This window comes from Paenibacillus sp. J22P90 (assembly GCF_059692195.1).
In genome coordinates this window covers 145,523-171,854 of record NZ_JCAUAY010000001.1, presented here as the reverse complement: position 1 = coordinate 171,854, position 26,332 = coordinate 145,523, and the positions used below count along the sequence as shown (strand labels likewise).

25 protein-coding genes are annotated in these 26,332 nt (G+C 45.8%); 5 read left to right on the top strand and 20 right to left on the bottom strand.

What is annotated here, in order from left to right:
• Positions 1 to 62: 62 nt before the first annotated feature.
• From AC58UX_RS00780 to AC58UX_RS00735, 10 genes are all read right to left on the bottom strand, one after another.
• On the bottom strand, positions 63 to 2,012 hold the full coding sequence (locus AC58UX_RS00780; protein WP_497248750.1) for an FAD-dependent oxidoreductase: 1,950 nt from the start codon (positions 2,010 to 2,012) through the stop codon (positions 63 to 65).
• Positions 2,013 to 2,160: 148 nt separating this feature from the next.
• Positions 2,161 to 2,334 carry a hypothetical protein gene (locus AC58UX_RS00775; RefSeq protein ID WP_497248748.1) on the bottom strand — a complete coding sequence of 58 codons (174 nt, stop codon included), beginning with the start codon at positions 2,332 to 2,334 and terminating at the stop codon, positions 2,161 to 2,163.
• Positions 2,335 to 2,416: 82 nt separating this feature from the next.
• Positions 2,417 to 2,857 carry a D-aminoacyl-tRNA deacylase gene (gene dtd / locus AC58UX_RS00770; RefSeq protein ID WP_497248746.1) on the bottom strand — a complete coding sequence of 147 codons (441 nt, stop codon included), beginning with the start codon at positions 2,855 to 2,857 and terminating at the stop codon, positions 2,417 to 2,419.
• A gap of 26 nt (positions 2,858 to 2,883) precedes the next feature.
• Positions 2,884 to 5,070 (bottom strand): RelA/SpoT family protein, encoded by a 2,187-nt coding sequence (locus AC58UX_RS00765; protein WP_497248744.1) that lies wholly within the window; start codon positions 5,068 to 5,070, stop codon positions 2,884 to 2,886.
• 185 nt (positions 5,071 to 5,255) lie between these two features.
• The gene (locus tag AC58UX_RS00760) at positions 5,256 to 5,768 is read right to left on the bottom strand and encodes an adenine phosphoribosyltransferase (RefSeq protein WP_497248743.1); all 513 of its coding nucleotides are present in this window, start codon (positions 5,766 to 5,768) and stop codon (positions 5,256 to 5,258) included.
• Positions 5,765 to 8,218 (bottom strand): single-stranded-DNA-specific exonuclease RecJ, encoded by a 2,454-nt coding sequence (gene recJ / locus AC58UX_RS00755; RefSeq protein WP_497248741.1) that lies wholly within the window; start codon positions 8,216 to 8,218, stop codon positions 5,765 to 5,767. Before recJ ends, AC58UX_RS00760 begins: the two co-directional genes overlap by 4 nt.
• Positions 8,219 to 8,258: 40 nt before the next feature.
• A complete protein-coding gene (locus AC58UX_RS00750) occupies positions 8,259 to 9,206 on the bottom strand; it encodes a cation diffusion facilitator family transporter (protein ID WP_497248739.1) in 948 nt (315 codons plus the stop codon).
• Positions 9,207 to 9,270: 64 nt separating this feature from the next.
• Entirely contained in the window at positions 9,271 to 10,197 is a 927-nt protein-coding gene (secF, locus tag AC58UX_RS00745; RefSeq protein WP_497248737.1) for a protein translocase subunit SecF, read from the bottom strand.
• Entirely contained in the window at positions 10,187 to 11,422 is a 1,236-nt protein-coding gene (gene secD, locus AC58UX_RS00740) for a protein translocase subunit SecD (protein ID WP_497248735.1), read from the bottom strand. The genes secF and secD overlap by 11 nt, the downstream gene beginning before the upstream one ends.
• Before the next feature lie 106 nt (positions 11,423 to 11,528).
• Positions 11,529 to 11,813 (bottom strand): post-transcriptional regulator, encoded by a 285-nt coding sequence (locus AC58UX_RS00735; protein WP_497248733.1) that lies wholly within the window; start codon positions 11,811 to 11,813, stop codon positions 11,529 to 11,531.
• Positions 11,814 to 12,014: 201 nt separating this feature from the next.
• On the opposite strand from AC58UX_RS00735, the gene spoVB reads away from it, so the two are divergent.
• Entirely contained in the window at positions 12,015 to 13,580 is a 1,566-nt protein-coding gene (gene spoVB, locus AC58UX_RS00730) for a stage V sporulation protein B (protein WP_497248731.1), read from the top strand.
• A 22-nt stretch (positions 13,581 to 13,602) separates the two neighbouring features.
• Here spoVB and AC58UX_RS00725 read toward each other — a convergent pair whose 3' ends face one another.
• Positions 13,603 to 14,289: a DUF421 domain-containing protein gene (locus AC58UX_RS00725; protein WP_497248729.1), complete on the bottom strand. Its 687-nt coding sequence runs from the start codon at positions 14,287 to 14,289 to the stop codon at positions 13,603 to 13,605.
• Between the two features lie 104 nt (positions 14,290 to 14,393).
• On the bottom strand, positions 14,394 to 15,725 hold the full coding sequence (locus tag AC58UX_RS00720; RefSeq protein ID WP_497248727.1) for an ArsB/NhaD family transporter: 1,332 nt from the start codon (positions 15,723 to 15,725) through the stop codon (positions 14,394 to 14,396).
• Between the two features lie 111 nt (positions 15,726 to 15,836).
• Here AC58UX_RS00720 and AC58UX_RS00715 point away from each other — a divergent pair, with 111 nt between their 5' ends.
• On the top strand, positions 15,837 to 16,217 hold the full coding sequence (locus AC58UX_RS00715) for a TIGR04086 family membrane protein (protein ID WP_497250004.1): 381 nt from the start codon (positions 15,837 to 15,839) through the stop codon (positions 16,215 to 16,217).
• A gap of 97 nt (positions 16,218 to 16,314) precedes the next feature.
• Positions 16,315 to 17,154 (top strand): phosphatase PAP2 family protein, encoded by an 840-nt coding sequence (locus AC58UX_RS00710; RefSeq protein ID WP_497248725.1) that lies wholly within the window; start codon positions 16,315 to 16,317, stop codon positions 17,152 to 17,154.
• A gap of 50 nt (positions 17,155 to 17,204) precedes the next feature.
• Here AC58UX_RS00710 and yajC read toward each other — a convergent pair whose 3' ends face one another.
• The 8 genes from yajC to AC58UX_RS00670 form a co-directional block, all read right to left on the bottom strand.
• Positions 17,205 to 17,519, bottom strand: a complete 315-nt coding sequence (gene yajC / locus AC58UX_RS00705; RefSeq protein ID WP_497248723.1) for a preprotein translocase subunit YajC — start codon at positions 17,517 to 17,519, stop codon at positions 17,205 to 17,207.
• A gap of 15 nt (positions 17,520 to 17,534) precedes the next feature.
• On the bottom strand, positions 17,535 to 18,674 hold the full coding sequence (gene tgt / locus AC58UX_RS00700) for a tRNA guanosine(34) transglycosylase Tgt (protein WP_497248721.1): 1,140 nt from the start codon (positions 18,672 to 18,674) through the stop codon (positions 17,535 to 17,537).
• Positions 18,675 to 18,722: 48 nt separating this feature from the next.
• A complete protein-coding gene (gene queA / locus AC58UX_RS00695; RefSeq protein WP_497248719.1) occupies positions 18,723 to 19,802 on the bottom strand; it encodes a tRNA preQ1(34) S-adenosylmethionine ribosyltransferase-isomerase QueA in 1,080 nt (359 codons plus the stop codon).
• Between the two features lie 9 nt (positions 19,803 to 19,811).
• Entirely contained in the window at positions 19,812 to 22,028 is a 2,217-nt protein-coding gene (locus tag AC58UX_RS00690; protein WP_497248717.1) for a SpoIID/LytB domain-containing protein, read from the bottom strand.
• Between the two features lie 146 nt (positions 22,029 to 22,174).
• Positions 22,175 to 23,182 carry a Holliday junction branch migration DNA helicase RuvB gene (gene ruvB, locus AC58UX_RS00685; RefSeq protein ID WP_497248715.1) on the bottom strand — a complete coding sequence of 336 codons (1,008 nt, stop codon included), beginning with the start codon at positions 23,180 to 23,182 and terminating at the stop codon, positions 22,175 to 22,177.
• Between the two features lie 33 nt (positions 23,183 to 23,215).
• Entirely contained in the window at positions 23,216 to 23,845 is a 630-nt protein-coding gene (ruvA, locus tag AC58UX_RS00680) for a Holliday junction branch migration protein RuvA (protein WP_497248713.1), read from the bottom strand.
• On the bottom strand, positions 23,842 to 24,345 hold the full coding sequence (gene ruvC / locus AC58UX_RS00675; protein WP_497248711.1) for a crossover junction endodeoxyribonuclease RuvC: 504 nt from the start codon (positions 24,343 to 24,345) through the stop codon (positions 23,842 to 23,844). Before ruvC ends, ruvA begins: the two co-directional genes overlap by 4 nt.
• A 135-nt stretch (positions 24,346 to 24,480) precedes the next feature.
• Positions 24,481 to 25,143: a BofC C-terminal domain-containing protein gene (locus AC58UX_RS00670; RefSeq protein WP_497248709.1), complete on the bottom strand. Its 663-nt coding sequence runs from the start codon at positions 25,141 to 25,143 to the stop codon at positions 24,481 to 24,483.
• Between the two features lie 109 nt (positions 25,144 to 25,252).
• On the opposite strand from AC58UX_RS00670, the gene AC58UX_RS00665 reads away from it, so the two are divergent.
• Together AC58UX_RS00665 and sigW are read left to right on the top strand one after the other, a co-directional pair.
• Positions 25,253 to 25,429, top strand: a complete 177-nt coding sequence (locus AC58UX_RS00665; protein ID WP_497248707.1) for a hypothetical protein — start codon at positions 25,253 to 25,255, stop codon at positions 25,427 to 25,429.
• Positions 25,430 to 25,704: 275 nt separating this feature from the next.
• Complete coding sequence (sigW, locus tag AC58UX_RS00660) at positions 25,705 to 26,316, top strand: RNA polymerase sigma factor SigW (RefSeq protein ID WP_497248705.1); 612 nt, start codon at positions 25,705 to 25,707, stop codon at positions 26,314 to 26,316.
• Positions 26,317 to 26,332: the final 16 nt, after the last annotated feature.

The following is a 26,332-nucleotide window of genomic DNA, read 5'->3' as shown; positions in this document are numbered from 1 at the left end:
AGCCACATCTTATGCGGCAATAAGGCTCTTTATTGTGTAGGCAGGTATATACTCCCTGGAAATTAAGGCTTACCCGTTAATCCCGTTTTAACGTCTCGAATCATCATGTAGGTGTCGCCATTCGTTAATTTTTGCTTATCTGCTATCCCATTCACCGTTGCTGCCGAGAGTAATTTACTCTCAATAAGCTTCGCTTGTGCTTCCGCGGCAGTCACTTTCAAGCCAAGAGCTTGCGCAAAAGTAAAGCTCGCTTGCTCCAGGGTCAACGGAATTTTATCCGCGTTATCCAGCTTCGCAATCGCTTGATTCACGTCCCCCGTAAACGCATCCGGCTTCATCTTCCGTGCACTGCCAACTAGGTTAACCATTCGCTTCGGATTAGCTGCGTCGTCCAGGCGGAAGTTATTATCATAAGCCCCCGATGCCAAACCAAGCATCATCGCAGATTTCAGCCCTTCGAATGACTTATGCTCCATGAAAGACTGCGGCTTGATCGACATCTGTTGAACTTCCATGCCCTGCTTATTCAGCTGAGCCTGCAGCTTCGCAATACTCTCTTTGGATGCGGAAAGTTGACGGAAGGTCTTGTTCTCTGCTTTCGCCAAGCTCACTGCAGCTCCAGCTGCTTCGCCTTCTGCCATCCCTGTAGGCATAACCCTTGCGCTTCCGTGTGGAAGTGTATCGTAGCTAGCCGCTCTTCCTACGACGAGCAATCCGTCAATCTTCTGCGGCACAATGCTGCGGAACGGAATCGCGTACTGCTTCGGCTTACACACGACATTGCCTGAGTCAGTAGGTGTGATTCGTTGGATGTCGACCGGATAAGAGCCGAAGCCGATGCGATCCCACTGATCTGCATTTGTACATACATCGATAATACTTAAACGATATTCGCCCTGCATATGGCGTGTTTCTCTGACATAAAGCTCAGGTGCAGACCCATCCAGTTCAATCGTAGAGAACTCTGGGAATGTTTTCTGCATATACGCGACAATGTTAGGCAGTTCCTTTTTACCGATATCAAACGCCTCTTGAACCGACTTCGGATCAAAGGTATCTACGCCAAAAATTTGCAAAGCATTGATAAGCACAGTGTTATCATTTTGCCTGCCCATGTTGAGCCCTCTCATTTTGGCTCTTTCCTTGTTCAGTGCTGGATAGTTGCTCATTTCGCTATATCCAAAAACACTCACATCAGTTACACCTGTGCCTGAGTTATCATCGCCATTCAATCGTTTAGCCATCATATCCCATACTTCAGGTGTTACATTTTTCAATCGGAAAGCAAGCGTTACAGCCATTTTGGATTTCGGATCCCCAATGTCCTCATGCCCCATCGTAAATGGCACACCAGCTGCTGCTGCAAAATCGCCATCCTGTGTCGCATCTATAACAGAGAAGGCTTTGACGACTTGAGTCGAGCCATTTTCAAGTGTAATCGTCGCGCCTTGTACGGCATTTTTATTTTGTGATAAAACAGGTTCAATCTTCTTTGTTTTCATCAGCACATCGATATTTTTTTCATTCTTCACGGCTTCATAGAAGGCATTCGCCGCTGTATGGACATCGAAGGAGTCTCCTTCGGTTTTGGCGTACCATTCCGAGAAATACCCTTTGTTCCACACATCGTCCTTGCCCAGCAAGGTTTTGCTCGTGGAATAATTGTTATCGAGAGAATTGATCCAGCCCAAGGTCATCAATCCGCCTAAAATCTCACGATCCCGGCCATCGACAAGCAGCGTGCTCAAGCCATTTCGAGCTGACGAAACCGCAGCTGCTACACCTTCAGGATCCGTACCAACAACGATCACATCATAGGCATCTTTCGCCTTTTTCACCGACTTTACTTCTTCAAGAGGTTGTTGCTGCCCACTATGTCCTTTGGAGCTGTTATGGTGTTGATATTGATAGTACATAGCAGCCGTTGCAGCCAGCACTGTAAGTACAATCAATATGCCCATCAACCAGAGCCATCCTTTGGATGTGGATTTGTTGCGATTTGAATTTGCCATTTCGACGTAAGCACCCACCTTATCTCCTGCATGTCTTACAATAATTCCATAGGCTAGTTTACCACAATTTGCACGGGTAGAGAAATTATGCCCTAATAGAAATAAAACCACGCAGAGCTGATAAACAGCACACACGTGGTTTTATAAATTACCGGTACGATTTTTTAGGAATACTCTTCATCTTTTCTTGATCAGAAGTGAATTCCGCACTAATTTCAACATCGGCAAAGGCAGAACCTTGACTCATCCGCTCAGCCATGGAGGCGTGGAACAATTGCTGTACCGGAGCAGTTATCATTTTTTCTTTTATGGATTGACGCATCTGTAAGCTCCTAACCGCTAGTTTATACTTTTCAGTATAACCATTGGCAGAATTGCCTATCCCGACGTGTACAATTTCAAGCTTATTTACTATCGATAACTAACGTAACAGGTCCCCAATTCGTCAGCGATACGTCCATCATTTCACCGAATGCACCAGTTTCAACCTGTAAACCTTGATCCCTTAGCAATGTGTTGAATTGATGGTATAACGGCTCCGCCTGCTCAGGGCGTGCCGCCGCCATGAAATTCGGCCGCTTCCCTTTGCGACAATCGCCATACAACGTAAATTGAGACACAGAAAGAATCGCTCCCCCTGTCTCTGTGACAGAAAGATTCATTTTCCCCGTTTCGTCCTCAAAAATGCGCAGCCCCGCCACCTTGTCGGCCAGATACTTCGCATCCTGCTCCGTATCTTCGTGAGTAATGCCAACCAGTAACATCAGCCCGTGCTCAATGCGACCGACGATTTGGTTATTAACAGTTACTTCCGCGCGTTTACAACGTTGTACAACTACCCTCATCGTCCCTAAATCTCCTTCATGTCGTGCTAGCTCTGCATGATGCGTTGAACGGAATAAATGTCTTTAACACGTTTTATTTTTTCTACAACAGACTGTAGATGATCAATATTTTTAATCAAAATGGTCATATGAATCGTCGCCATCTTGTTCTTATCAGAACGTCCCGAAACTGCGGAAATCATCGTCTTGCTCTCGGACACAGCTTGAAGCACTTCATTCAGGAAGCCGCGGCGATCATGACCGGTAATCTCAATTTCCACATTGAAGTTGGATTCAACCGCTTCCGCCCAATCCACTTCGATAACGCGATCTTCCTCACCCATCGTCGTTGGGATGTTCGTACAGTCAGACCGATGGACAGAAACGCCACGTCCGCGCGTGATATAGCCAATAATTAAATCTCCTGGCACTGGGTTACAGCAACGCGCAAAGCGTACCAGCAGGTTATCGACACCTTTGACACGTACACCGTTCGTTGGACGGCTTTTGCGCTCAGTCGCCGCAGGAGCTTTAACCTCTTTCACTTCAGTGCTCAGCTTAATAATCTGCGCTTCTTCCGCTTCTTTGCGCAGCTTCTCTGTCAGTTTCGTACAGATCTGTGCAGCTGTAATACCGCCAAAGCCAACAGCCGAAAGCATGTCTTCAATATCGCTAAAATTGAACTTCCTCGCCGCTTCCAGCATTTTATCATCGCTCATTAAGGTAGGAGGATCGATGGCTAAGCGTTTAAGCTCGCGCTCGATCATATCCTTCCCTTTTTCAACGTTCTCTTCACGTTTTTCTTTCTTAAACCATTGCTTGATTTTGCTGCGTGCGTGAGAGGACTGTGCGATTTTGATCCAATCTTGACTTGGCCCATAGGAATGCTTGGATGTTAGAATTTCAATGATATCGCCGGTTTTGAGCTTATGATCGAGCGGAACAATGCGCGAATTGACTTTGGCGCCAATGGTACGATTCCCGATTTCAGTATGAATGCGATAGGCAAAATCCAACGGAACCGCCCCAGCCGGAAGCTCGATGACTTCCCCTTTTGGCGTAAAGACGAAAACAAGATCCGAGAAGAAATCCATCTTCATGGATTCCATGAATTCCGAAGCATCATTCGTCTCATGCTGCAGCTCGAGAATCTCGCGGAACCAGCTCATTTTATCCTCGAAGGTGCCTGATGGAACAACGGAGCCGCCTTCTTTGTAAGCCCAATGCGCCGCGATTCCAAACTCTGACGTCCGGTGCATTTCCCACGTCCGAATTTGCACCTCAAGCGGCTCACCTTTCGGTCCGATAACGGTCGTATGCAAGGATTGATACATATTCGGCTTCGGCATCGCGATATAATCTTTAAAGCGTCCCGGCATCGGTTTCCACAACGTATGAATGATACCCAAAGACGCATAGCAATCCTTAATGCCATCTACAATGACACGCAGGGCCATAAGATCGTATATTTCGTTAAATTGCTTGCCGCGGGAGCTCATTTTCTTGTAAATGCTGTAGAGATGCTTCGGTCTTCCAGAGATATCCCCTTGAATCCCCATCTCATCCAATTTTTCTTTGATGCTGTGAATGACATCTTCAATGTACTGCTCACGCTCAGTCCGCTTCTTCTGCATGAGATTTACGATCCGATAGTATTGCTGCGGATTCAAATAACGGAGGGCAATGTCCTCCATCTCCCATTTAATCGTGGAAATACCAAGACGATGCGCAATCGGACAGAAAATCTCCAACGTTTCTTCCGCAATACGGCGCTGGCTTTCTTCCGATTGGTACTTCAAGGTCCGCATATTGTGCAAGCGATCCGCCAGCTTAATCAAAATAACGCGAATATCCTGCGCCATGGCGACGAACATTTTGCGGTAATTTTCATTCTGCTGCTCTTCTTTGGATTTGAACTTAATGCGCTCCAGCTTCGTCAAACCATCAACAAGCATCGCACATGTTTTCCCGAATTTATCTAGAACAGTTTCCAGCGAAACTGTTGTATCTTCTACCACATCATGCAAAAGCGCAGCAATCACCGAAGTGACGTCCATCTGCATGTTCACCAATATATCTGCAACAGCGAGTGGATGCAGAATATAGGGCTCACCTGATTTGCGCACTTGGCCATGATGGGCTTCATCCGCGAATTCATAGGCCTCCCGAATCCTCTGCAAATCATTCTCTTTCAGATAGGTGGCGGCCTTTTCCAGCAGCTGCTCTATACCCATGCATCTACCCATTCCCTTTAGTCGATTTTTATTCATTATGCCTGCAAGTCAGGCCCCTCGTCAACTATTCGCGTACATGCTTTCGACAAAAAGCAGCATTGGTTCCGCAAAGCGTCACTTTTACGACCATAGATGACTATGAAAAAGAGAATCGAATAACGAGCATTCGATTCTCCAGCCCTATCTTAATATTGAACAAGAGATACAACATCAATACCATCAAATTTGTTGCGGCCATCTAAGTAAGTAAGCTCGATTAAGAAAGCAGCTCCGACAATTTCTCCGCCAAGCTGTTTAATCAAATCAACAGACGTTTGAATCGTTCCGCCAGTAGCAAGCAAGTCATCCGCGATCAGCACTTTTTGTCCAGGCTTAATCGCATCCTTGTGCATAGCTAATTTATCTTTTCCGTATTCAAGCGCATAATCCGCTTCGATCGTTTCGCCAGGCAATTTGCCGCTTTTACGAATTGGAATAAAGCCCACACCTAAAGCTGTAGCAAGAGGAGCTCCAATTACAAAGCCACGTGCTTCCGGACCTGCGATCACATCAATTTCTTTGTCTTGGATAAGCTGCTTAAGTTGCTCAATCGCTTCCTTGTAAACAGGACCGTTCTGCAGCAATGTTGTAATATCTTTGAATCGAATGCCTGGTTGTGGAAAATCCGGGATAACGCGAATGTAATCTTTGAAATTCATATGATTTCCTCCAATGTATGCTCATTAATTTTAATTTGTATGTGATCAGCGATCCATTGCTCCAGCTCTTTGGCTGAAGAGTACATCACAATGGCTTCAACTTCCTGTCGATGCAATCGATGCTGGTACAATCGTGAAGTGGTTAAATCTCTTTTGGCCGGAGTGGCACTCAATGTAACCATATTATCATGTTTTACGACAAATTCTAATTCTTCGAAGACAGATAAAATAAAATGTATCATTCCTAGGGATAACCCCGACCGTTTGCTAAAAGTCGCCATCATTCTCGTATCTTGCAGTTGTAGGGACTTCTCCTTCTGTAGGATGGCATACAGCATCTTAAACATATCCCGAGAAGGCAAAGTATTGCCGCTATCCAGACCTAGCTCTGCAAATACAGGATAGCACCGTTTCATGCCTGCTGCCTGTTGAAGTACCTCTTGAAGACTAGCAATACGACGAGGTAATGTGTACAAAATGACATCCTGCAACTCGCTGAAGTTCATCGAGGTTGCTGCCTGATTCCCCGGCCTCAGTTGCCCGGAATCCTGCACAAACCAATAAGGCACATGATGGCCTACCTGCTCTGCTATCGTCTTAAATAAGGCCACATCTGCCTCATCAAAAAGGACGATCCCAGGTGATGGCAGCGTAACCGCCGCTCCCGCTGAGAGCTGACTCACAAGCGCTGCAAGCTTCAGGTGCAACTGGCCAGTGCCTCGCCAATCAAATACCTGCGTATGCGGGATACGCAGATCCTGCATAATAATCTGCGGCTTCCTGACGCCATTCCACTCATTAATTGAGAGCTCACCCAACACATCAACTTTGGCTGAAGGAGCAATTAATGCTGCTAAACTACCTTTGCCGAAGCCGACGGCTTCAACCGTACAACTGACTTCATCCTTCGCTTGCGATAGCCCCAGCTTCAGATGCTGCTTTTCTTTCCCCATCGTTCGAATGTCCGCTAGGTCCAACTCTGTAAACATGAATTTCGGCGATGGGTTACCCATTCCGAAAGGAGCGAGCAGTTCAAGACTTTCGATACTTGCCAGCGGTACGTCTGCTAGGCTGCACGCATTATCTACCCGCAATACGGGGACATAATCTTCCTCCGTTAACGTTGCCTCTGCCAGCTCATTTAAGCGGCGTGCGAAGGCTTCCAGGTTAGCCGGATCCAAGCTCATGCCAGCCGCTGCTTGGTGGCCGCCGTAGTGATCAAGCAGATCGTTACAAGCGGTCAATGCTTTGTGCAAATCAAAGCCTGCAATCGAGCGCGCAGAGCCTTTGGCCATGCCCTTCTGAGGATCAATGCTTAGCACCAACGTAGGGCGATAAAATTTCTCCACAATTTTCGAAGCGACAATCCCAACGACACCAACATTCCAATTCTCTTTAGCTACAACGATGACTTTATCCAAGCCTTTCGCTCGCTGTTCTTCCGCCATATCAAAAGCTTCTTGAACCATATCCTCGACGATTTGTTGACGCTCTTTATTCAGCATATCCAATTCGAAGGCAATTTGCTCCGCTTCTTTTTCATCTGTTGTGGTGAGAAGCTTTACAGCAATGTCAGCTGCTTCTAAACGACCGCTGGCATTAATTTTCGGCGCCAGTGAGAAACCGATATGCCCTGCGGTAATTTCTTTTCGTTCAATGCCCGACACACCGATAAGTGAACGAAAACCGACATAACTGGAATCCTGCATGCGGGCCAGCCCCATCTTCACAATCAACCGATTCTCACCGGTAAGCGGCATGAGGTCGGCAACTGTTCCGAGTGCAGCGAATTCAAGCAGCTCTTCTGGAAATCGCTCCAATAAGGCATGAGCGAGCTTAAAAGCAACGCCAACACCAGCTAGTAGCTTGTATGGATAAGGACAACCTGGCTTCTTCGGGTTAATAACAGCTAAAGCGTCTGGCAGCACTTCTGGCGGCTCGTGATGATCTGTTACGATGACATCTAAGCCAATTTCTTGGCTGTAGGCAATTTCGTGGGCGGCGCTTATTCCTGTATCCACGGTGATGAGCAGCCCAACGCCTTGCTCCTTCGCCAGTGTAATGGCACCGCGATTCAGACCATAGCCTTCACGAACTCGATGGGGTATGTACGTATCGAAACGAGCCCCTAATCCTTTTAATAAATGCGCCATTAAGGACGTACTGCTCACACCATCGGCATCATAATCGCCATATACACGAATGAGTTCGTTGTTTTGCAGCGCTTTGCGAATGCGCTCCACTGCTGGAAGCATGCCGTCCAGCAAATAGGGATCATGGTAATCGCCGATGCTGCCCTGCATAAACTGTTTGGCCTCTGGCACGCTGCGAATATCTCGCAGCACTAGAATGCGGGCCACCAAGGGGTCTAGCTGCAGCTCGCGCGCAAATTCCTCTACAAGCGCTTCATCCGCATTTCCAATGTTCCATCTTGCCTTCGGTGCTAGCACTTGGTAGGTCCTCCTTGGCTTTTCTTATTAAAAAAATGAATTAATGTAACACAGACGGCAGCTCACTTGCTTCCACATCTGTTTGTTTATAAGGATAGCCAGCATCGTAAGGATTCACATGAATGTACACATTCGTTACATGATGATACTGCTTCATCAACTGCTGCTTGATTTTCTTCGATACCTCATGTCCCTCCCACACGGAGAGCCTAGGATTCACGCTGATGGTCATTTCAATAACGACATAATGCCCATGTTCTCTCGCACACAGTTCATCGACCGTAATGACACCATGAATCTTTTGAACGGCTGTAACGAAATCAGCCTCTTCCTGAGGCAGTACGTTTTCTGCAGAGGTTGAGATCGTTTTGCCGACCAGTGAGAACCCCATTTTACTAATAAAGAGTGTAACGATGAGTCCAGCGAAAGCATCTGCATAATACAGTGCCGAAAACTCTAAAGTGTGAGCAAGCATCATCACGACGATACCTGTCACGACCACAAAAGAAGAGTATATATCAGCACGGTGCCTTCTTGCATTGGCAATAAATTCCTCTGTCCCTACCCGTTTACCTAATCTGGTCAAAAATCGGAACATGATATCCTTCGTAAGAAGCGATATAACTAGAACAACTAGTGGAATCAACATCGGCTCATATTCCGCATGGTTGAGGAACGATTTAACCGTAATGATGCCCATTTCAGCGGCAATCACCAGGATCAGAACGATGAGCAGGATCGAACCGATCGAAATCGGTCTATCTAATCCTCGAAAAGAAGCTCCAGCAAGCTGCGCCCTCATTGTTCTTACTCTCGTGATGGAAGCTGCTAACACGCAGCTCCCTGCTGCCGTTTGAGCCGCCGCTGCGAGCAGCGAAATACTATGCGCTTGAAAGCCTACTACACCCATCAGACAAGTCAGAGCAGAAAGGATCACCAAGCCTACCCAAAGCGCATTTGCTGTCTTGTGAAAACTCTCGTCATTCACGTGTCATTCCCCCTGAACGGATACAAAGGCCGCGCAACAATCACGCGGCCGGTTATTATGGTTATTACGCTGCAGCTTTCTTTTTAGAACGTGTTAATGAATTTCTTTTGAACAAATACCATAAGGAACAAGCAATGAAGATAGATGAGTATGCCCCGCTCGTTAAACCGATTAATTTCGCTAATGCGAATAATTTAATGGACTCGCTTCCGAACAAGTATAGACAGCCAGCGGCAATTAACACGACGAGTACCGTATTAATGTTACGCGCCATTGTTTGCCAGATACTATCATTGACTAATGCGACAAGGTCAGCATCGGTCTTCAGCTTCGCGAAACGTAGATTCTCACGAATCCGGTCAAAGATAACGATTTTATCGTTGATGGAATAACCGATTGTGGTCAGAACCGCTGCAAGGAACGGAAGGTTCACTTCAAAGCGGAAGATCGCAAACATCGCAATAACGATGAACGCATCGTGCAGAATAGCAATAATCGCAGCTAAGGCGAAACGCCATTCGAAACGGATACTTACGTACAAGCAGATCAATACGCTTGAAATAGCTACAGCGTATACAGCTTTCATCAATAACTCTTTAGCTAGCTGTGGATCAACGGTGTTAATTTCCTTTGAAACCTCAGCGCTATAAGCTGTTGCAAAAGCAGTTTGGATCTTGTTCACCGTCGCATCGTCTAATACGTCATCGAAACGGATCGACACGCGGTCACTATTATTACCGCCAATTGTAGGATCAGCATATTTGGATTTCACATCGCCACTGGCGTTCAATCCATGTAAAATCTCCTCAACCTTAGCACTATCCAGCTGTTTACCAACAACAAGGTCAATATTCGTTCCTGCTTTGAAATCGACACCAAAATTCATGCTTGAGGTTAAAATAACGATTAACCCAGCGATCAGAATGACAGCCGAGATGATGAAAAATAGATTGCGATTTTTTACAAAATCGTATTTTTGCTTAGAGTCCACGGATGTCTGCCTCCTTTACACCGAAATAACTTGGCTTTTTCAGCAAATTACCTCGGATAATAAGATGCAGCAGCCATCTGGAGAACAGTACGTTCGTTAAGATACTGATAATAATACTCATCATCGTAATAACTGCGAAGCCACGAATAGCACCGTTACCTACGTAGTAAAGCACGATACCTGCGATTAAGTTCGTTACGTTCGCATCCATAATCGTACGGAAGGAATGCTTCGTCCCTGCTTTCAAGGAAGAAAGAATACTTTTGCCTGCACGAATTTCTTCGCGAATACGCTCGTATGTGATAATGTTCGCATCAACGGCCATCCCTGCGCCTAAAACAAGGGCTGCAATACCTGGCAAGGTCAATGTGGCATTCATAAAGTCGAAGATAGCCAATAGTACCCAAACATACGTGATCAAAGTGAACGCAGCTACTAAGCCTGGTACACGATAGTAAAGCACCATGAACAAGAAGATCAAGATCGAAGCAATCATCCCTGCTCTTGCTGTCTCATGAAGCGATGCTTTTCCTAATGTCGCATCAACACGTTGTATGTATTTTTCCGTTAATTTCAACGGCATTGCGCCTAAGTTAATCATTTTCGCTACTTTCGTAGCTTCAGCAACATTCGTTTGTGTAATGATTGCGGAGTCGCTGTCAATTGGGAAATTAACAGATGCCGTCGATTGAACAACATCATCCAAGTAGATAGACAACGTGCTGCCAACCAGCTTCGTCGTTACTTCCTTGAACTTCTCTCTGCTTTTCATTTTGATCTCAACAATCGGTTGCTTTGTGTTCGGATCATAGCTTAACTTCGCTGCGTTCTCTACGAAGTCAGTTCCATTCATGTAAACTGTTCCATCCGGACCTCTGAATGTAAGTACAGAAGGCTTGGACATCAACGTACGAACTTCTTCTTCATTCTCAACACCAGCTAGACGGACACGGATACGATCCGATCCTTCTGGGTATACCTCTGGCTCAGCGACACCAAGGGAATCGGCACGTTTAGCAAGGCTTTGTGCAGCTTCCGTAAGCGTTTCCTTTGTTAGGGGCTGACCAGCTGTTAATGGCTCTGCGGTGTACAAAATTTCAAAACCGCCTTTTAAATCCAATCCAAGCTTAATACGATCTACTAATCTAGGGCTCGTTGCTCCAACTGCACCAAGAACAATGACAACCGTTAGAAAAAAGAACGAAATTCTTTTCCAATCCAGCATCTGTTGCTAGTCTCCCTTCAATACTCAATATGCCTATTATACTCAGGTCTGAAAATCGAGTCAATTTAAGTCGAATTCTTAAAATAAATGAAAAATAAGCCCATTCTTAGAATTGGGCTCCTCTATACATACTAATCGTCATCCAGTTCATAAACGCTGTAGATTTGAGGGACAAAATATCATTAACGATTTGATGCAGAGAGGGCAACCCTGTTTTGCGATATTTATCACTGACACAGTCCCATATATCCTTGCCGGTAACATGCTCATACCCCAGCAGAATAAACTCCTCAACCTTGCTCAAACACAAGCTTTCAATGATTTCATTCAATTCATGATCCGAAAGATCCAGATTTGCGTCAATGCTTTCTTTGTCCTGTTCGTCAATCATAGGGATCCTCCTAAAAGTTTTGCTTAAGCAAAACTAACTTCGTAAGCATAGGTTACGGCATGGTTAAACCAGTATGTAAGGTAATTCGAGAGTCACCTCGGAATATCCTGCCAATTTCATCCTTGTCCATAAAATCTTAGCATGAGCTTGGCCAGCTCGCGCATAGTCATAGGTATGACATTATCGGAAGAGGGTATGGCAGTGACCAAGCAGTCATTTATTAGAGGTACAATGATCCTGCTCGCCGCAGGCATTTTGAATCGCATACTTGGCTTCATACCTAGAATGACCCTACCGCGCGTGATTGGAGCCGAAGGTATCGGAATTTATCAAATGGGCTGGCCTTTCCTCTCTGTTATTCTAACCATCATCACTGGAGGCATTCCTGTCGCGATCGCCAAGCTGATTGCAGAAGCGGAAGCTGAAAAAAATGAGACCCGCATTCGCAGCATTTTACGTATCTCTTTAGCGATCACCATAACCCTCAGCCTCATTTTCACGGCTGTGTGCATCTTCGGCGCCTCTTGGATTACATCTCATTTGCTTACGGACTCCCGCGTCTACTACACGTTCCTATGTATGAGCCCCATGATTCCCATTATTGGTGTATCGGCTGTGTATCGCGGTTATTTTCAGGGCAGGCAAAACATGATCCCCACCGCTACTTCACAAATCATGGAGACCTTGATTCGTATCGTCATGGTCTTAATCTGTTCGTACATGATGATTCCTTACGGAATTGAATATGCGGCTGCCGGAGCGATGATTGGTGTCTTAGCAGGTGAAATAGGCGGACTTGCTGTCTTGGCTATCCATTTTCGATGGGATAAAAAATCAACCCCCAAGTCTCCGCTTGCCCAAATCGGCACGACAAAAACGACAGGGCGGCTTACAAATGTACGTAGAATTTTACGTATTTCCATCCCCATCACTGGCAGTAAACTGATCGGTGCTGGCTCTTACTTACTTGAATCGATCTTAATTGCCCAAAGCTTAGCGATCGCTGGAATTACAACTTCCTTGGCAACTGCGCAATACGGGGCATTACAAGGCATGATTATTCCCATCATCCTCTTGCCGAGCGCACTCACGATGTCATTGTCCGTCTCTTTAATTCCTTCGCTAAGTGAAGCGGCCGCTCGCAAAGACCTCAAAATGATTCATATGCGTCTGCATCAATCCTTAAAGCTTGCCCTAGTGACAGGCGCTCCGTTCGCGGTGCTCATGTTTGTATTAGCTGAACCGATTTGTACGTATATGTACAATCAACCAGATGTCAGTGTGATGCTCAAAATGATGGCACCGATTGCGATTTTCATTTATTTTCAAGCCCCACTGCAATCTGCGCTTCAAGCATTGAACAAGCCTGGTGCCGCGCTAATCAACACATTAATTGGTTCGACAGTCAAGCTGGTATTGATCATGTGGTTAGCGAGCAAACCTGAAATGGGCATTCACGGAGCCGTTTTTGCGATAAATGTCAACATTGTATTAGTTACTTTGCTCCACTGGAACAGTGTCGTCCGACTGCTCAAATTCAAGATGGAGGGCAGCAGCTTCGGGAAAATTGGTGCAGCCATGCTGCTTTCTGGCGTTGTTTGCTACTTGATCATGTATACGCCTTGGGTCACTGCAACATGGATTCGTTTTGTTTCTTCCCTGCTTCTCGGCCTCATTTCTTATATCTTTTTCATCACAGTATTCCGTCTCATCAGCCTGAAAGATATCGGTCGTCTCTTGAATATGGGCAAAAAAATATTACGATGAATCGATTCTCCTAACTCGTCGCTTACCGCTTACGATCAAGAAACATTCTGCCGCGATGATCGATCGAGCAATAAAATATTTCTTTGAAATCTTTAGCCCCCTTTTCTTGCAGCTGATTTTTCAGCCAAAATCTGTTTTGACCTATTTTCTGTAAATTATCGTCTTGGACTTTACCATCCATTATGAGAGGCAGCGGTAAACCTTCGTAACGAATGTTTTCTTTTACTTTCGTCGCGTTTGCTCCTGCCTCTTTGTCATCTCTATCTTTCTCGATGACGCTTAATTTCCCCGAAGGCTCCAGTATGGCAAATTCCACGTCGGCCACGTTCATCACCTTATTTTGTCTCAACTGCAGCATCAGATCATCTAAGTTATATCGATGCTTCTTCATTTCTTCACGATCAATCATGCCCTTGTTGATTAACACACTCGGCTTCCCGTCGAATAGCACACGAATCGCGCGGCTTTTCAACGTGATATAGGCAATGATAACTTGAATAAGCACCAGCGTCGCCATTGGTAAAAGGCCATCCATCAGAGGCTTCTTCGCATCCTCAAGCACGAACACAGCGATTTCCGCAATCATAATCGAAATGACAAGATCGAAAAGCGACAGCTTGCCGATCTCCCGTTTCCCCATGATACGCAGCATGAGAAATACGACAAAATAGATAAGCACCGTACGCAAAAAAATGGTCAGAATATCCATCGCAACCTCCCTGATCTAAGCTCTTGCTTGTTCTCGGAGTTCACTGGTATTCTGACCGCCCATGCACTTCATCATGCAGTTATTACGTATTCAATTGTTGGCAATTACAACAAGAATAATTTGAAATATAACGTGGAAATCAACAGCAGCACGAAACAAATTGGAGCAGCAACCACCACGTATTCACTTTGTTTTAGCTTGACGCCATCATAGTAAGTAAATGATGCTGCGTATAAGCTGGCGATTGAGCTAATTAGTGTTACACCGCTTCCGATCCCGCTTCCAATGATCAAAGCCCACCAAATCGTTGAATCCGTAGATACCTCCAAGAGCTGTTCCATGTGATCTACAATCGGAATCATAGCGGCAATGAACGGGATGTTGTCCATCATCGCAGCGCCAAAGGTATTTAGCCATAACAGCAACATGGACAAGAACGGCACACTGCCTTGGCTTAACTCAAGCCCTCTGCTTGCAATAAACCCCGAGAACCCAGCATAGGTTAAGCCCCCAACCATAATGAACAACCCTAGGAAAAAGAGCCATTGCGTCTCTTTCACAAAATACCACACCGATCCATAATCTTTACTTTTAATCAAGTCTAGCAGGTCTTTATAGTTCATTGCGAATAGAGCAACAGCGCCACTGGCCGCAATATAAGCTGGGCTCCACCCTAGTACACCATGAAGACTAAGTGTAATAATGGTCAAGCCCGTTATGACGCTGCTTCCTAGAATGTATCCTCGATTTGCAGATAAATAAGAGCTTGGCTTTAAGCTGAGCAGCTCCCGCATATATGCTTCTGCTGCCACCAGACGTTTTCGATAGATCAGCCACATCGTGAGATAAACCACCGCTAATAAAAAGCAAATCAAAGGCAGCAGCTTAATGAACATGTCCCCTGCTGTGATATGACCTGACGCCGCAAGCATTCGGCTAGGTATATTTCCCATGATGGTTGCGGCTCCGCCAATATGTACAGATAACAGCATGGAGATTAGAAATGGTGCAGGCAGCAGCCTCATCTTTTTAGATGCAACAATAATAAAAGGAACAATGACTACGACGGCCATTAAGCTGTCCAACAAGGCAGAAATAAGTGCAGCTAGCAGTGAAAGGCTTATGATCAGTGTTAATGCCTTCATGCGGTATTTTCGAACGATAGAACTTACGATATAAGAAATAATGCCTGTTTTCTGAAAAAGGCTGGATAGGATGAAAAGGCTCACGAGATAGATTAAAATTGGCCAGTTCGCGTAAGTTGATAGCGCCTTTTGGAGTGGGACAATGCCTAAAATCAGCATCAATACAGCTCCACCTAGCGCGGTATACATCCGATCCCATTTTTCAATCAATATACAAACATAAGCTGCCCCGAAAATAAGTAACGCCGCTATGGCTTGCCACAAAACAGGACCCTGAGAGAATTCAGTCATAAATAATCACACTCCTTTGATCTATAGTTTGTACTAATTCTATGTGCTTGGCCATACAATGATGATAATGAAGCGTTCGAATATAGGAAAGGAATGATGCCTGTGAACCCTATGAAAACGGTCAGTCAGGTTCGAATAACATCGCCTTTATTTTCAGGACTTGTCTATTCATTTACTATGATGACCATTGGAACCATCGTGACCTCCTTGTTTTTGCTTTTGACAAGCACGCAAGAAAGCTCCTTACACACGCTAACAACGATCATCCACGCGGTCTCCTTATTTATTGGAGGATGGGTTTCAGGCAAAAGAGCCGGCAGCCGCGGCTGGTATCACGGGGGTATGGTCGGCCTTTTCTACTTCATTCTTATTTTCTTAGTCGGTTTTCTGGCATTTGATGCAGGGTTGAATCTTCAATCCCTCCAATTACTTGGCATTTTATTCTCAGCCGGGGCGCTCGGAGGCATTCTTGGTGTAAATACTCAGAAATAAGTCTTTTCCGTGAAGATTGCACTTCCCCCCTGTTGAATGTGGTATAATGTCATAGTTATTGCCGCACAAAACTTCCAATATATAGGGGGGATACAACATGAGCCCTTTTCAATCTATGACGCATGCGACAGTCTATATTGTACTAACAATTTTCGCATTTGTAATTATCGCCACGCGAAAGAGTCCATACACCATTGCTAGCAGCTTTGTTCAAGAGATATTTACCTCACGGAAGTACCTTTTTCACTTCTTAGCGTTGCTAATGATCCTCATGTTCAACAAGATGGAGATGGCCATCGAAAAAGGCATGCAATACAAAGCCGATTTTACGAAGTCGATCTATGGCATCGAAGGTGACTTTGTAGCATCGATCCAAAGCTTTTTCCACAATGACATACTTACGGTGATTTGCAGCTATTTTTATGTCATCATTTTCCCATCGGTCATGATTACTTCCATCGCACTCTACACGTACCAGAAGAATCATAAACTGTTCTATGCCGTTTGTTATGCACTCATGTTCAATTATATGATTGCCATACCGTTTTATCTCTTTTTCCCTGTCAATGAAGTATGGTTTTTCCACCCAAAAGTAGATCTACTTATTTTAGACGTATTTCCAACGTTTGAGCAAGATTATCGACCGTTATCAGGACTGGATAATTGCTTCCCAAGCTTGCATACATCCATTTCTATCTCAATGGCCGTTATCGCGGTTAAAAGCCGAAATAAGTTTTGGAAAATTTTCGTTCCCTGCACAGCAGCGTTCATTATTTTCACAATCTTCTATCTAGGCATCCACTGGTTATCGGATATGTGTGCAGGTGTTGTCCTTGGTGTTGTAGCTGCACGCATGGGTCTTCGTATTGCAGAAGGCCGCCTCATCCTCGGCGAGCGCGCACTCATCAAGCGCCGCGTGAAAAACAACGAATATTAAGCAAACAAAAAGCGAGAGCCTATTATAGGACCTCGCTTTTTAAATTGTCTTTATTCCTTAGTAGCAGGTGTTTGTGAAACTGCATTAACCGCAGAGCGATCAAATGTCATTTTCGTTGCATCGTTGACACGAAGTACACAAATGTCATCTGTGATTTCTACAATCGTACCGTGAAGTCCGCCAATCGTTACTACCTTATCCCCTTTTTTCAAGCCTCCAAGCATTTGACTACGTGTTTTCTGTCTTTTTTGCTGTGGACGAATAAGTAAGAAGTACAATACTACGAACATAAGCACTAAAGGGCCGTATGTATACAAATACCCTACCGCACCTGTAGTTGTTGTGTCGTCAGCCAATAGAAACATAGGTATCCTCCTCTCTTAGAATCCTCTTTCATTATCATTCAGCCCGTAAGCGGCAAAGAAAGTATCGCGGAAATCGAGTAATCGATCTTCCTTAATCGCTTCTCTCACTTCACGCATTAGCTGTAGTAGAAAGTGAAGGTTATGGATCGTTGTCAAGCGAATGCCAAACGTTTCATCCGCTTTAATCAGATGGCGAATATAAGCACGGCTATAATTTTTGCACGTGTAGCAGGAGCATTTGTCATCGAGCGGACCGAAGTCTTTCGCATACTTCGCGTTACGAATGACGAGACGTCCTGAACTTGTCATGCAAGTCCCGTTTCTAGCAATCCGCGTAGGAAGCACGCAATCGAACATATCGATGCCTCGGATAGCGCCTTCAATTAAGGCGTCTGGCGAGCCAACCCCCATCAGATAACGAGGCTTGTTCGCAGGCATGAGCGGTGTTGTGTAATCTAGCACTTCATACATCAAATGCTTAGGCTCACCAACACTCAGTCCACCAATAGCATACCCCGGGAAATCCATGGAAGTCAACTGCTCCGCACTTAGCTTACGGAGGTCTTCATACATGCCGCCCTGAATAATGGCAAACAAGCCTTGGTCTTGAGGTCTAGCATGACTTTGCAAGCAGCGCTCTGCCCACCGCGTTGTACGCTCCAACGATTTTCTCACATATTCATGGTCGGCTGGAAATGGCGGACATTCGTCGAAAGCCATCATGATGTCAGAACCAAGTGCGTTCTGAATTTCCATCGCCTTCTCCGGAGATAAGAACAACTTATCCCCATTCAAATGAGATTTGAATGTGACGCCTTCCTCTGTAATTTTACGCATATTGCTTAAGCTGAAAACTTGGAACCCGCCACTATCGGTCAGAATGGGACGATCCCAATTCATGAACTTGTGCAAGCCGCCAGCTTCTTTCACAATTTCGTGTCCAGGGCGAATGAACAAGTGGTACGTATTGCTCAAAATGATTTGGGCGTCCATCGTTTTCAATTCTTCCGGACTCATCGTTTTCACTGTCGCTTGAGTGCCCACTGGCATAAACGCCGGTGTTTCTATAACGCCATGCGGAGTGTGCACACGGCCTAAACGAGCGCCGGATTGTTTACACGTTTTAATCGGTTCATAGGTTACTGCTGCTGTCATCATATCCACTTCCTATTCTAAGCTTGCTCTTCTTGTTCGCATGTTGTCTTAATAAATCAGCATGGCATCGCCAAAGCTGAAGAATCGATACTGCTCTTTCACAGCTTCTTCGTAGGCTCTCATCACATTTTCCTTGCCAGCTAATGCACTAATGAGCATAAGTAACGTTGACTTGGGTAGATGAAAATTCGTTAACAATACGTCTACGACACCAAACTTATACCCCGGGTAAATGAAAATGGACGTCCAGCCCTGTGACGGCTGAATGTGTAAGGGGTCACCTTCAACATACCCTGGCTGTTCGCGGCTCAATCCAGCGGCCGTCTCCAACGTACGCGCAGATGTCGTACCGACTGCAATAACGCGTTTCCCAGCGGCTTTGGTCTCATTAATCAGTGAAGCTGTTTCTTCGGATAAAATGTAATACTCCGCATGCATTTGGTGATCTTCGATCTTGTCCACGGATACAGGACGGAAAGTACCGAGACCGACATGCAGTGTTACGAAAGCAAGTCGTACCCCTTTGGCCTTCAGTCTCTCCAAGTAGTCCTCCGTAAAATGTAAGCCAGCCGTTGGCGCGGCGGAAGATCCTTCGTGCTTCGCATAGACGGTTTGATACCGTTCGCGCTCCGACAGCTGCTCCTTAATATATGGCGGAAGCGGCATCTCGCCTAATCGATCAAGGATCTCATTGAAAATACCTGTGTACCGGAATTGCAGCACACGCGCTCCCATGTCTCCTACATCGACGACTTCTGCCGTTAGAAGCGGTTCACTTCCCTCTTCAGACGTCACGCCGAAAACCGCTATCGCCCCTAATTGCATACGTTTCCCAGGCTTGACTAAAGCCTCCCAGCGATCCTCACCGAGCGGCTTCAGCAATAGTAATTCCACTTTAGCGCCCGTATCTTTCTTCATACCAAAAAGCCGTGCTGGAATGACTCGTGTGTCATTCATCACGAGTAAATCCCCGGCTTCAATGTAGGAAATCAGGTCTTCGAACGTACGATGAGCTGTTTCCCCAGTCCTTTTATTCAACGTAAGCAGCCTAGACGCCGTGCGGTTCAGCAGCGGCGTCTGGGCAATCAATGATTCAGGCAAATCAAAATCAAAAGCTTGTACTTCCATGTTAGTTATTCATTCCTTCGTTATGGTAACTCCAGTATAGTACGTCTGAAGTATTTTTTTGTAATCGTAGCCCTTCTCAGCGAAGCCTTTCGCTCCCCATTGCGACATGCCTACACCATGGCCAAACCCATTTCCACGGAAAATGATTTGGTTGCCTTGCAGGGTTGACGATCCCTTGCTTGGGAGGTTAGGAGTGCCTGAACCTGCCGATACAGGCTTGCTTAAGCCCGTACTGCTTAACGTCATGATGTCCGTTTTCTTCACCGCAGTTGGCTGCGATTGTTTCCCAGCTAATACATAAACGCTGTCAGAAGACGAACTGCTTAAAACAACGCCCGTACTGCTCAGAATAGACATGCTTGGAACATTAGGTACTATAGGGCTAGTACCAGTATAACTGCCAGCACCTTCTATTTCAAACAGCGTGCTCGGCAAACCACCAAGTGCAGTACGAATATCATCTGGATTCTTCACAGTAACGACAACACCATTTGCTTTCAGCTCGATAGCTCGTCCAGATGGACCTCTTTTAGAAACCTCCAGCGAGGTTAATTCCCCATTGATCTTTGTTTTCGTAAATGCTTCAATTTTGCTCTTTATTTCACTTAATGTAAAAGGACCTCTAATCCACGAATACGCATTTGATTCCTTCTCTTGACCTAGGATGACGACTTTTTCTTTGGTCGCTAATTTGGCAATGGCAGGATTCGCAACGTTATCCACATAAGGTGATAGACGCACATTGACATCTGGCTCCGTAGCTTCGTAAATTGCTTTACCTGACTTATCCTTAAGCCCGCTATCCTTGACGTACATACTATGTACAAAGCCGATACGGCCGTCTGTCAGTTGAATCTGATACCAAATGGCTTTGCCTTTTTCCGCACCTTCGTCCGGGCTTGCAACACTCCGTAGATAATCCACGGAATTTCCCCATGCCTCAGTAGCATCTGCTGTAATGCCACCAGCATTTGACCCAAATACAGGTGAAATCAAGCCTTTTTTGTCTGAGATAACTTCATCCTTCGTGGCATCAACCGCTTGGTTGCCGGCCGTAAATTCTTTTTCTAAGCCATAGTAGGCCTGATCCAGCGTTGTATCTGTCACTTGTGCAATCTCATACTTATTACCTTGAGCTATGGCATATGTCCGTGCCGCAACGGCCTGAGCCTTCAGGGCTTCAATCGGCCATTGCGAGTTCAGCTCCGCACCAATAACGCCATAGAGATACTGGTCCATGGGAACTTCATTCACCAAAGCCAATCGGTCACGATACGTGCTGATCTCCATATCGCCACGGAAGCTGCGGTCCATGCGTTCTTTGACTTCAATGCCCATTTTCTTAGGATGAATCACCGTTTTCTGCTCCCCAACAGCCGTCACATAATGAGCAACAGCTGCTGCAGGACTGCTGGAGGTAGTTACATCTGACCTGCGTATTAAGTAAGCAGATTTCGTATTTGCGGCTTGGAGAGGTGTATTCGGTGCAGCTTTCAGCGCAGCTTGCTTCACAAGCTCCAGCTTGGCCTCTGTCGCCTCATTGCCTACCCATACACTATAGCCAACTTTGCCCGTTCCATCAGTCTGCAGGACAAGATCCGCCGTAACACCAGCTTGGGTGTACACCGCAATTTGCTGCTGAGCCGCAGCCTCTGAAGCATACGTCCCTGCACTCAAATGCAGAGGGCCACTAACCGCAGGTACAGCGCCTTTCGTTAAGGCAGCAACTGTCGCTTCCTTCAACGTCCCAGCTGCAGCATTGTCAGCCTCAGCCTTTGTTGGCAGATTTCCGTAATACACTTGGTACACCATTGTGCCTGACTTTGCCCGACTTAGCACATAGCTTTCCTCTGCCATCACAGCCAGCTTGGCGTTCAACGTCTTGGCTGCTGTGAAGTCCGAAGTCTCTAGCATCATCGTACTATACTGATCCAACGACATCCGAATGGTTGCATCCGGAATGGAGGCATACGGCTTCGCCTCTGAACTTGCTGAACCGCGGACACCGATCTCAAATCCTCCTGGCGATGTGAGTGAAACTAGCGGCTCTATCTTCTTATATTTGGCAGCATTAATAACAAGGGCTACACGAATCTGATCCAAATGCTTGATTGCCTCTGCTTCGGCCTTAGGCGCTCCGAGGAAGGAGAATGTGGCAAACGTGAATGCGGCAGTCGTCAAGATGGTAAGTCGTCTAGGATTCAGTTGCTTCTGTCGTCCATACATGAAGGTATCGTTTCCTTTCTTTCACAGCTCTTATAGTAATGTAGACTCTCGCAAAAGGAAGAAGTTTTGATAGACTTGCAGAAAAAATGACAAAATAAACGAAAAAAGCTCTTGCCCGCCTTTCAGCAGAGGCAAAAGCTTCTCATTTAGCGTTGCTCGGGTACAGGTAATCCAAGGTGGTGATACGCTTGCGGCGTTACGGTCCGACCTCTAGGCGTCCGCTGCATAAATCCGATTTGGAGCAAATACGGCTCATACACATCTTCAATCGTTTGGCTTTCCTCGCCGATGGTAGCTGCAATCGTTTCGAGCCCGACAGGGCCTCCTTGGAAGCTCTGAATAATTGCCCGCAGCATCTTGTGGTCAATTTCATCCAAGCCCAAATCGTCGACTTGCAGGAGCTTTAATGACTCCTGCGCAAGCTCCATCGTGATGATGCCATCGCCTCTCACTTGGGCAAAGTCGCGCACCCGCTTCAGCAAGCGATTCGCGATACGCGGAGTTCCGCGCGAACGCATGCCGATCTCGCGAGCAGCTTCACCCACGATGCCGACCTGCAAAATGTCGGCCGTCCGACTCACGATGTAGCTGAGCTCATCCACCGTGTAAAATTCCAGACGACTGACGACGCCGAATCGGTCGCGCAAAGGCGCAGAGAGCAGACCGACGCGCGTAGTGGCGCCGATCAAGGTAAATGGCGGCAAGTCCAGGCGCACAGAGCGCGCACTTGGCCCCTTGCCGATGATAATATCAAGGGCAAAATCCTCCATCGCTGGATACAGCACCTCTTCCACCGTACGGTGTAGGCGGTGAATCTCATCGATGAAGAGCACGTCGCCCTCCTGCAGATTCGTCAGGATGGCAGCAAGATCTCCAGGCCGTTCGATGGCAGGCCCGGAGGTTGTACGAATATTCACGCCAAGCTCGTTAGCGATAATGTTGGATAGCGTCGTTTTCCCCAGACCAGGCGGTCCGTACAAAAGCACATGATCAAGGGCTTCTTTTCTCAATTTGGCAGCTTCAATATAAATCTTGAGGTTCTCCTTCGCCTGCTTCTGGCCGATATATTCAGCCAAATAACGAGGACGCAGACTATATTCGACCACATTGTCTTCCATCATAAAATTAGCCGATATGATCCGATCATTGTCCATGGTGACCCTCCTTCCTATGCACATTCAATAAACTTACATCGTAAATAGAGCTTGCAAAGCAAGCTTCACGAGGACATCAACTGAATCCGAAGGCCCAGCTTTAGGCTTCACCTGCAGCCAAGCGCGATCGACTTCTGCCTCTGTATAGCCAAGTGTCATTAGGGCTTCCTTCGCCTCGCTCCAAGGCAGTCCGCCTTCTGTTAATTGTGCTGATCCCACAACACTTAAAGCGACCGCTGCTTCCGGGCTCGAGAAGCTCACAGAACCCAGCTTGTCTTTCAAATCTAGCACGATGCGTTGGGCTGTTTTCTTACCAATGCCAGGCAGCTTCGTGAGGAATGCCAAATTCTCTTGGCTAATGGCAAGAATAACCGCTTCTGGCCTTCCGCCTGCAGCGAGAATACCTAGCGCTACTTTGGGTCCAATGCCGCTAACATCCAGCAATAAGCGGAATAAGGATTGCTCATCGCGTGTCATGAAGCCAAATAGAAGATGAGCGTCTTCCCTTACATGGTAATGGATGAACATCGTGACTTCCTCATTCTCTTTATGCGAGAGCGCATAAGGATTCGGACAAAAGACCCGATAGCCTACCCCATTCACATCGAGAACCGCATATTCACTTTCACGCAGGGCAACTTTACCTCGTAAGAAATCTATCATCTTTTCTTAACCTCATTTATCCTAGATTGAAGTGATGAAGAGTGAGCATGACAAATAGCGATGGCCAGCGCATCAGCGACATCATCCGGTTTGGGCACCTGTGACAGCTTCAGCAAAATTTTGACCATCTCCTGCACCTGCTTCTTCTCTGCATTGCCATATCCAACAACAGCTTGCTTCACTTGCAGCGGCGTATATTCAGCGATTGGCAGACCCGCCTGCACACCTGCTAAAATCATTACACCCCGCGCTTGCCCTACGGTAAATGCCGTTGTGACATTGCGATTAAAAAACAATTTCTCAATCGACATCACATCTGGTTTATATTTCTCTATCAATTGTACTGTAGCGTCATAGACATCCTTCAATCGGATACCAGGATCCGTATGTGCTTCCGTTTGAATCGAACCATATTGTACCGGAACTAGCTTACTGCCGATTTTATCAATAAAGCCAAAGCCTACGATCGCGATCCCTGGATCAATTCCTAGAATACGCAAGTTGTTTCTCTCCCATCTTTCAAAAAAAAGCGAACATATGTAGTCATTTTCCATTATAGCAGAGAATGAAAAAAAGAGATAGACTCGGGATGTCCCGAAACTATCTCTTCCTCAATATCTATGGTATTGTGTGAACTAGGGGCGCGACATGGCACCTTCTGTAACTTCAATGGCATATTCACTGAATGTCGATAATACGCTATTATACTCCTCTATATCGGAGACTCGGATTCCCTCGTGAAGCTGAGCGACCGTATCGCGAGGCAAACTGCTTTCTAACTGCTGGATATTAAGTTGGAAAAAGGTTCGAATAATAAGATTATTGGCAGGGGTTCCGTTGAATAACGACAAATTGCTGCTTCCGTCGATGCCGAAGACTGCTTTTTCTTTACAGTCTGGCGATAGATCTTCAATATTTTCTGTAAAAACAACTTCGCCGTTCTCTTGGATGCTTAACTGCCAACTCGGATGTTGTTTTTGCAGCGTTAGCAATTCTTGTGACGTATGCGAACCCAGCTGACTGCGTTCTTCACCACAAACATAGGACTTGAGCAAATAACTTTCTCTGCGATCCGAAATGGTTTGCAGCAGCTTTGCGGCTTCCTGAAGACGAGAATCCTCTTCCGGTTGTAAACCAGCGATGGTCGCTTGAATGGAGCCTTTCGGATTGTGGAGGCTTTGATTTCCAAAAACCAACCAGGTAACGATAACAACCAAAACGAACATCCCAAGCGTTAACCAACTGCGTTTCCAGCGGAGCCTTTTTTTCAATTGCTTCAAGAACCGAGTTACATTCACGTTATCCCCTTCTTCTTGTTTTTTCGTATTGTTTCCATTTGCAAGAAGCACTATACATCATTTACCATAGAAGAGAATGAAACATTACCTTCTAATTTCAAAGCGGATGGTGAATTTAACCATGAACGGAAGAAAGCCAATTAAGCGCACAACTCTCCTGATTATCGGGGTCATTGTATTCTGGGGAAGCGTGGCATTGTGGAATGAAATTCAAAAGGTTGAATCGGGTACCGCGAAGACGAACACCACTTCGGTCTCCCAAACAAGTCCGAGTCCTCACTCCTAGCAGAGAGACTTTGACTTCGTCAAAGATCCCAAAGCGGAGAGACTTTGACTTCGTCAAAGATCCCTATAAATTGTCACGAAACTTACATGATTTCGGTAACAAATGGTTATAATGGGACGTTATCTCGCTTTAGAATTTGACTGTAGCCACAGAAATGATATAGTCAAAGATAGATGATTATTCTCATAGGAATGCAGGAAAGACGATATATATGAAATAAGCAATTGAGAAAGTGATACACCTTTTCAAACGACAACTCTAAGGAGGGAAACATCATGAATGTGGCAGAACTTCAATTAATTCAATTATCCAGACGGGGCGATCGCAATGCTTTCGTGGAGTTAGTCGAACTCTATCGCAATAAAATACAAAAGCTAGCGTTTCGGATGCTGCATAACCGACCTGATTCCGAGGATATTGTCCAAGAAACCTTTATCCGCGTTTATTTGAATCTAAACCACTTTGATGAAACCCAAAATTTCTCAACTTGGATTTATCGGATCGGAAAAAATGTCGCCATTGATTTGCTTCGTAAAAAAAGACCTGTGCAATCGCTTGATGCCGAGCTAAATGAGATGGATGACGATTACAGCTACTATAGTAAGCTTGCCAGTCAAGATCAATCGCCGGAACATGCCGTGCTCCAATCGGAAGTTCAAGAGCATATGCACGCTTCCATTAATAAATTAGCGGATAAATATAAAGGCGTGATTACGCTGTACTATTTAGAAGAGCTTTCTCTGCAAGAAATCAGCGAGCGTCTAAACTTGCCGATTACAACGGTAAAAACTCGCTTGCATCGCGGGCGTGAACTGCTACGTAAGAAGTGGGGAATGAATTTCGTTATCGGTTTAATGACATTTTTCACATTGGGCATGATCGCATAATTGTCCTTCCACATAC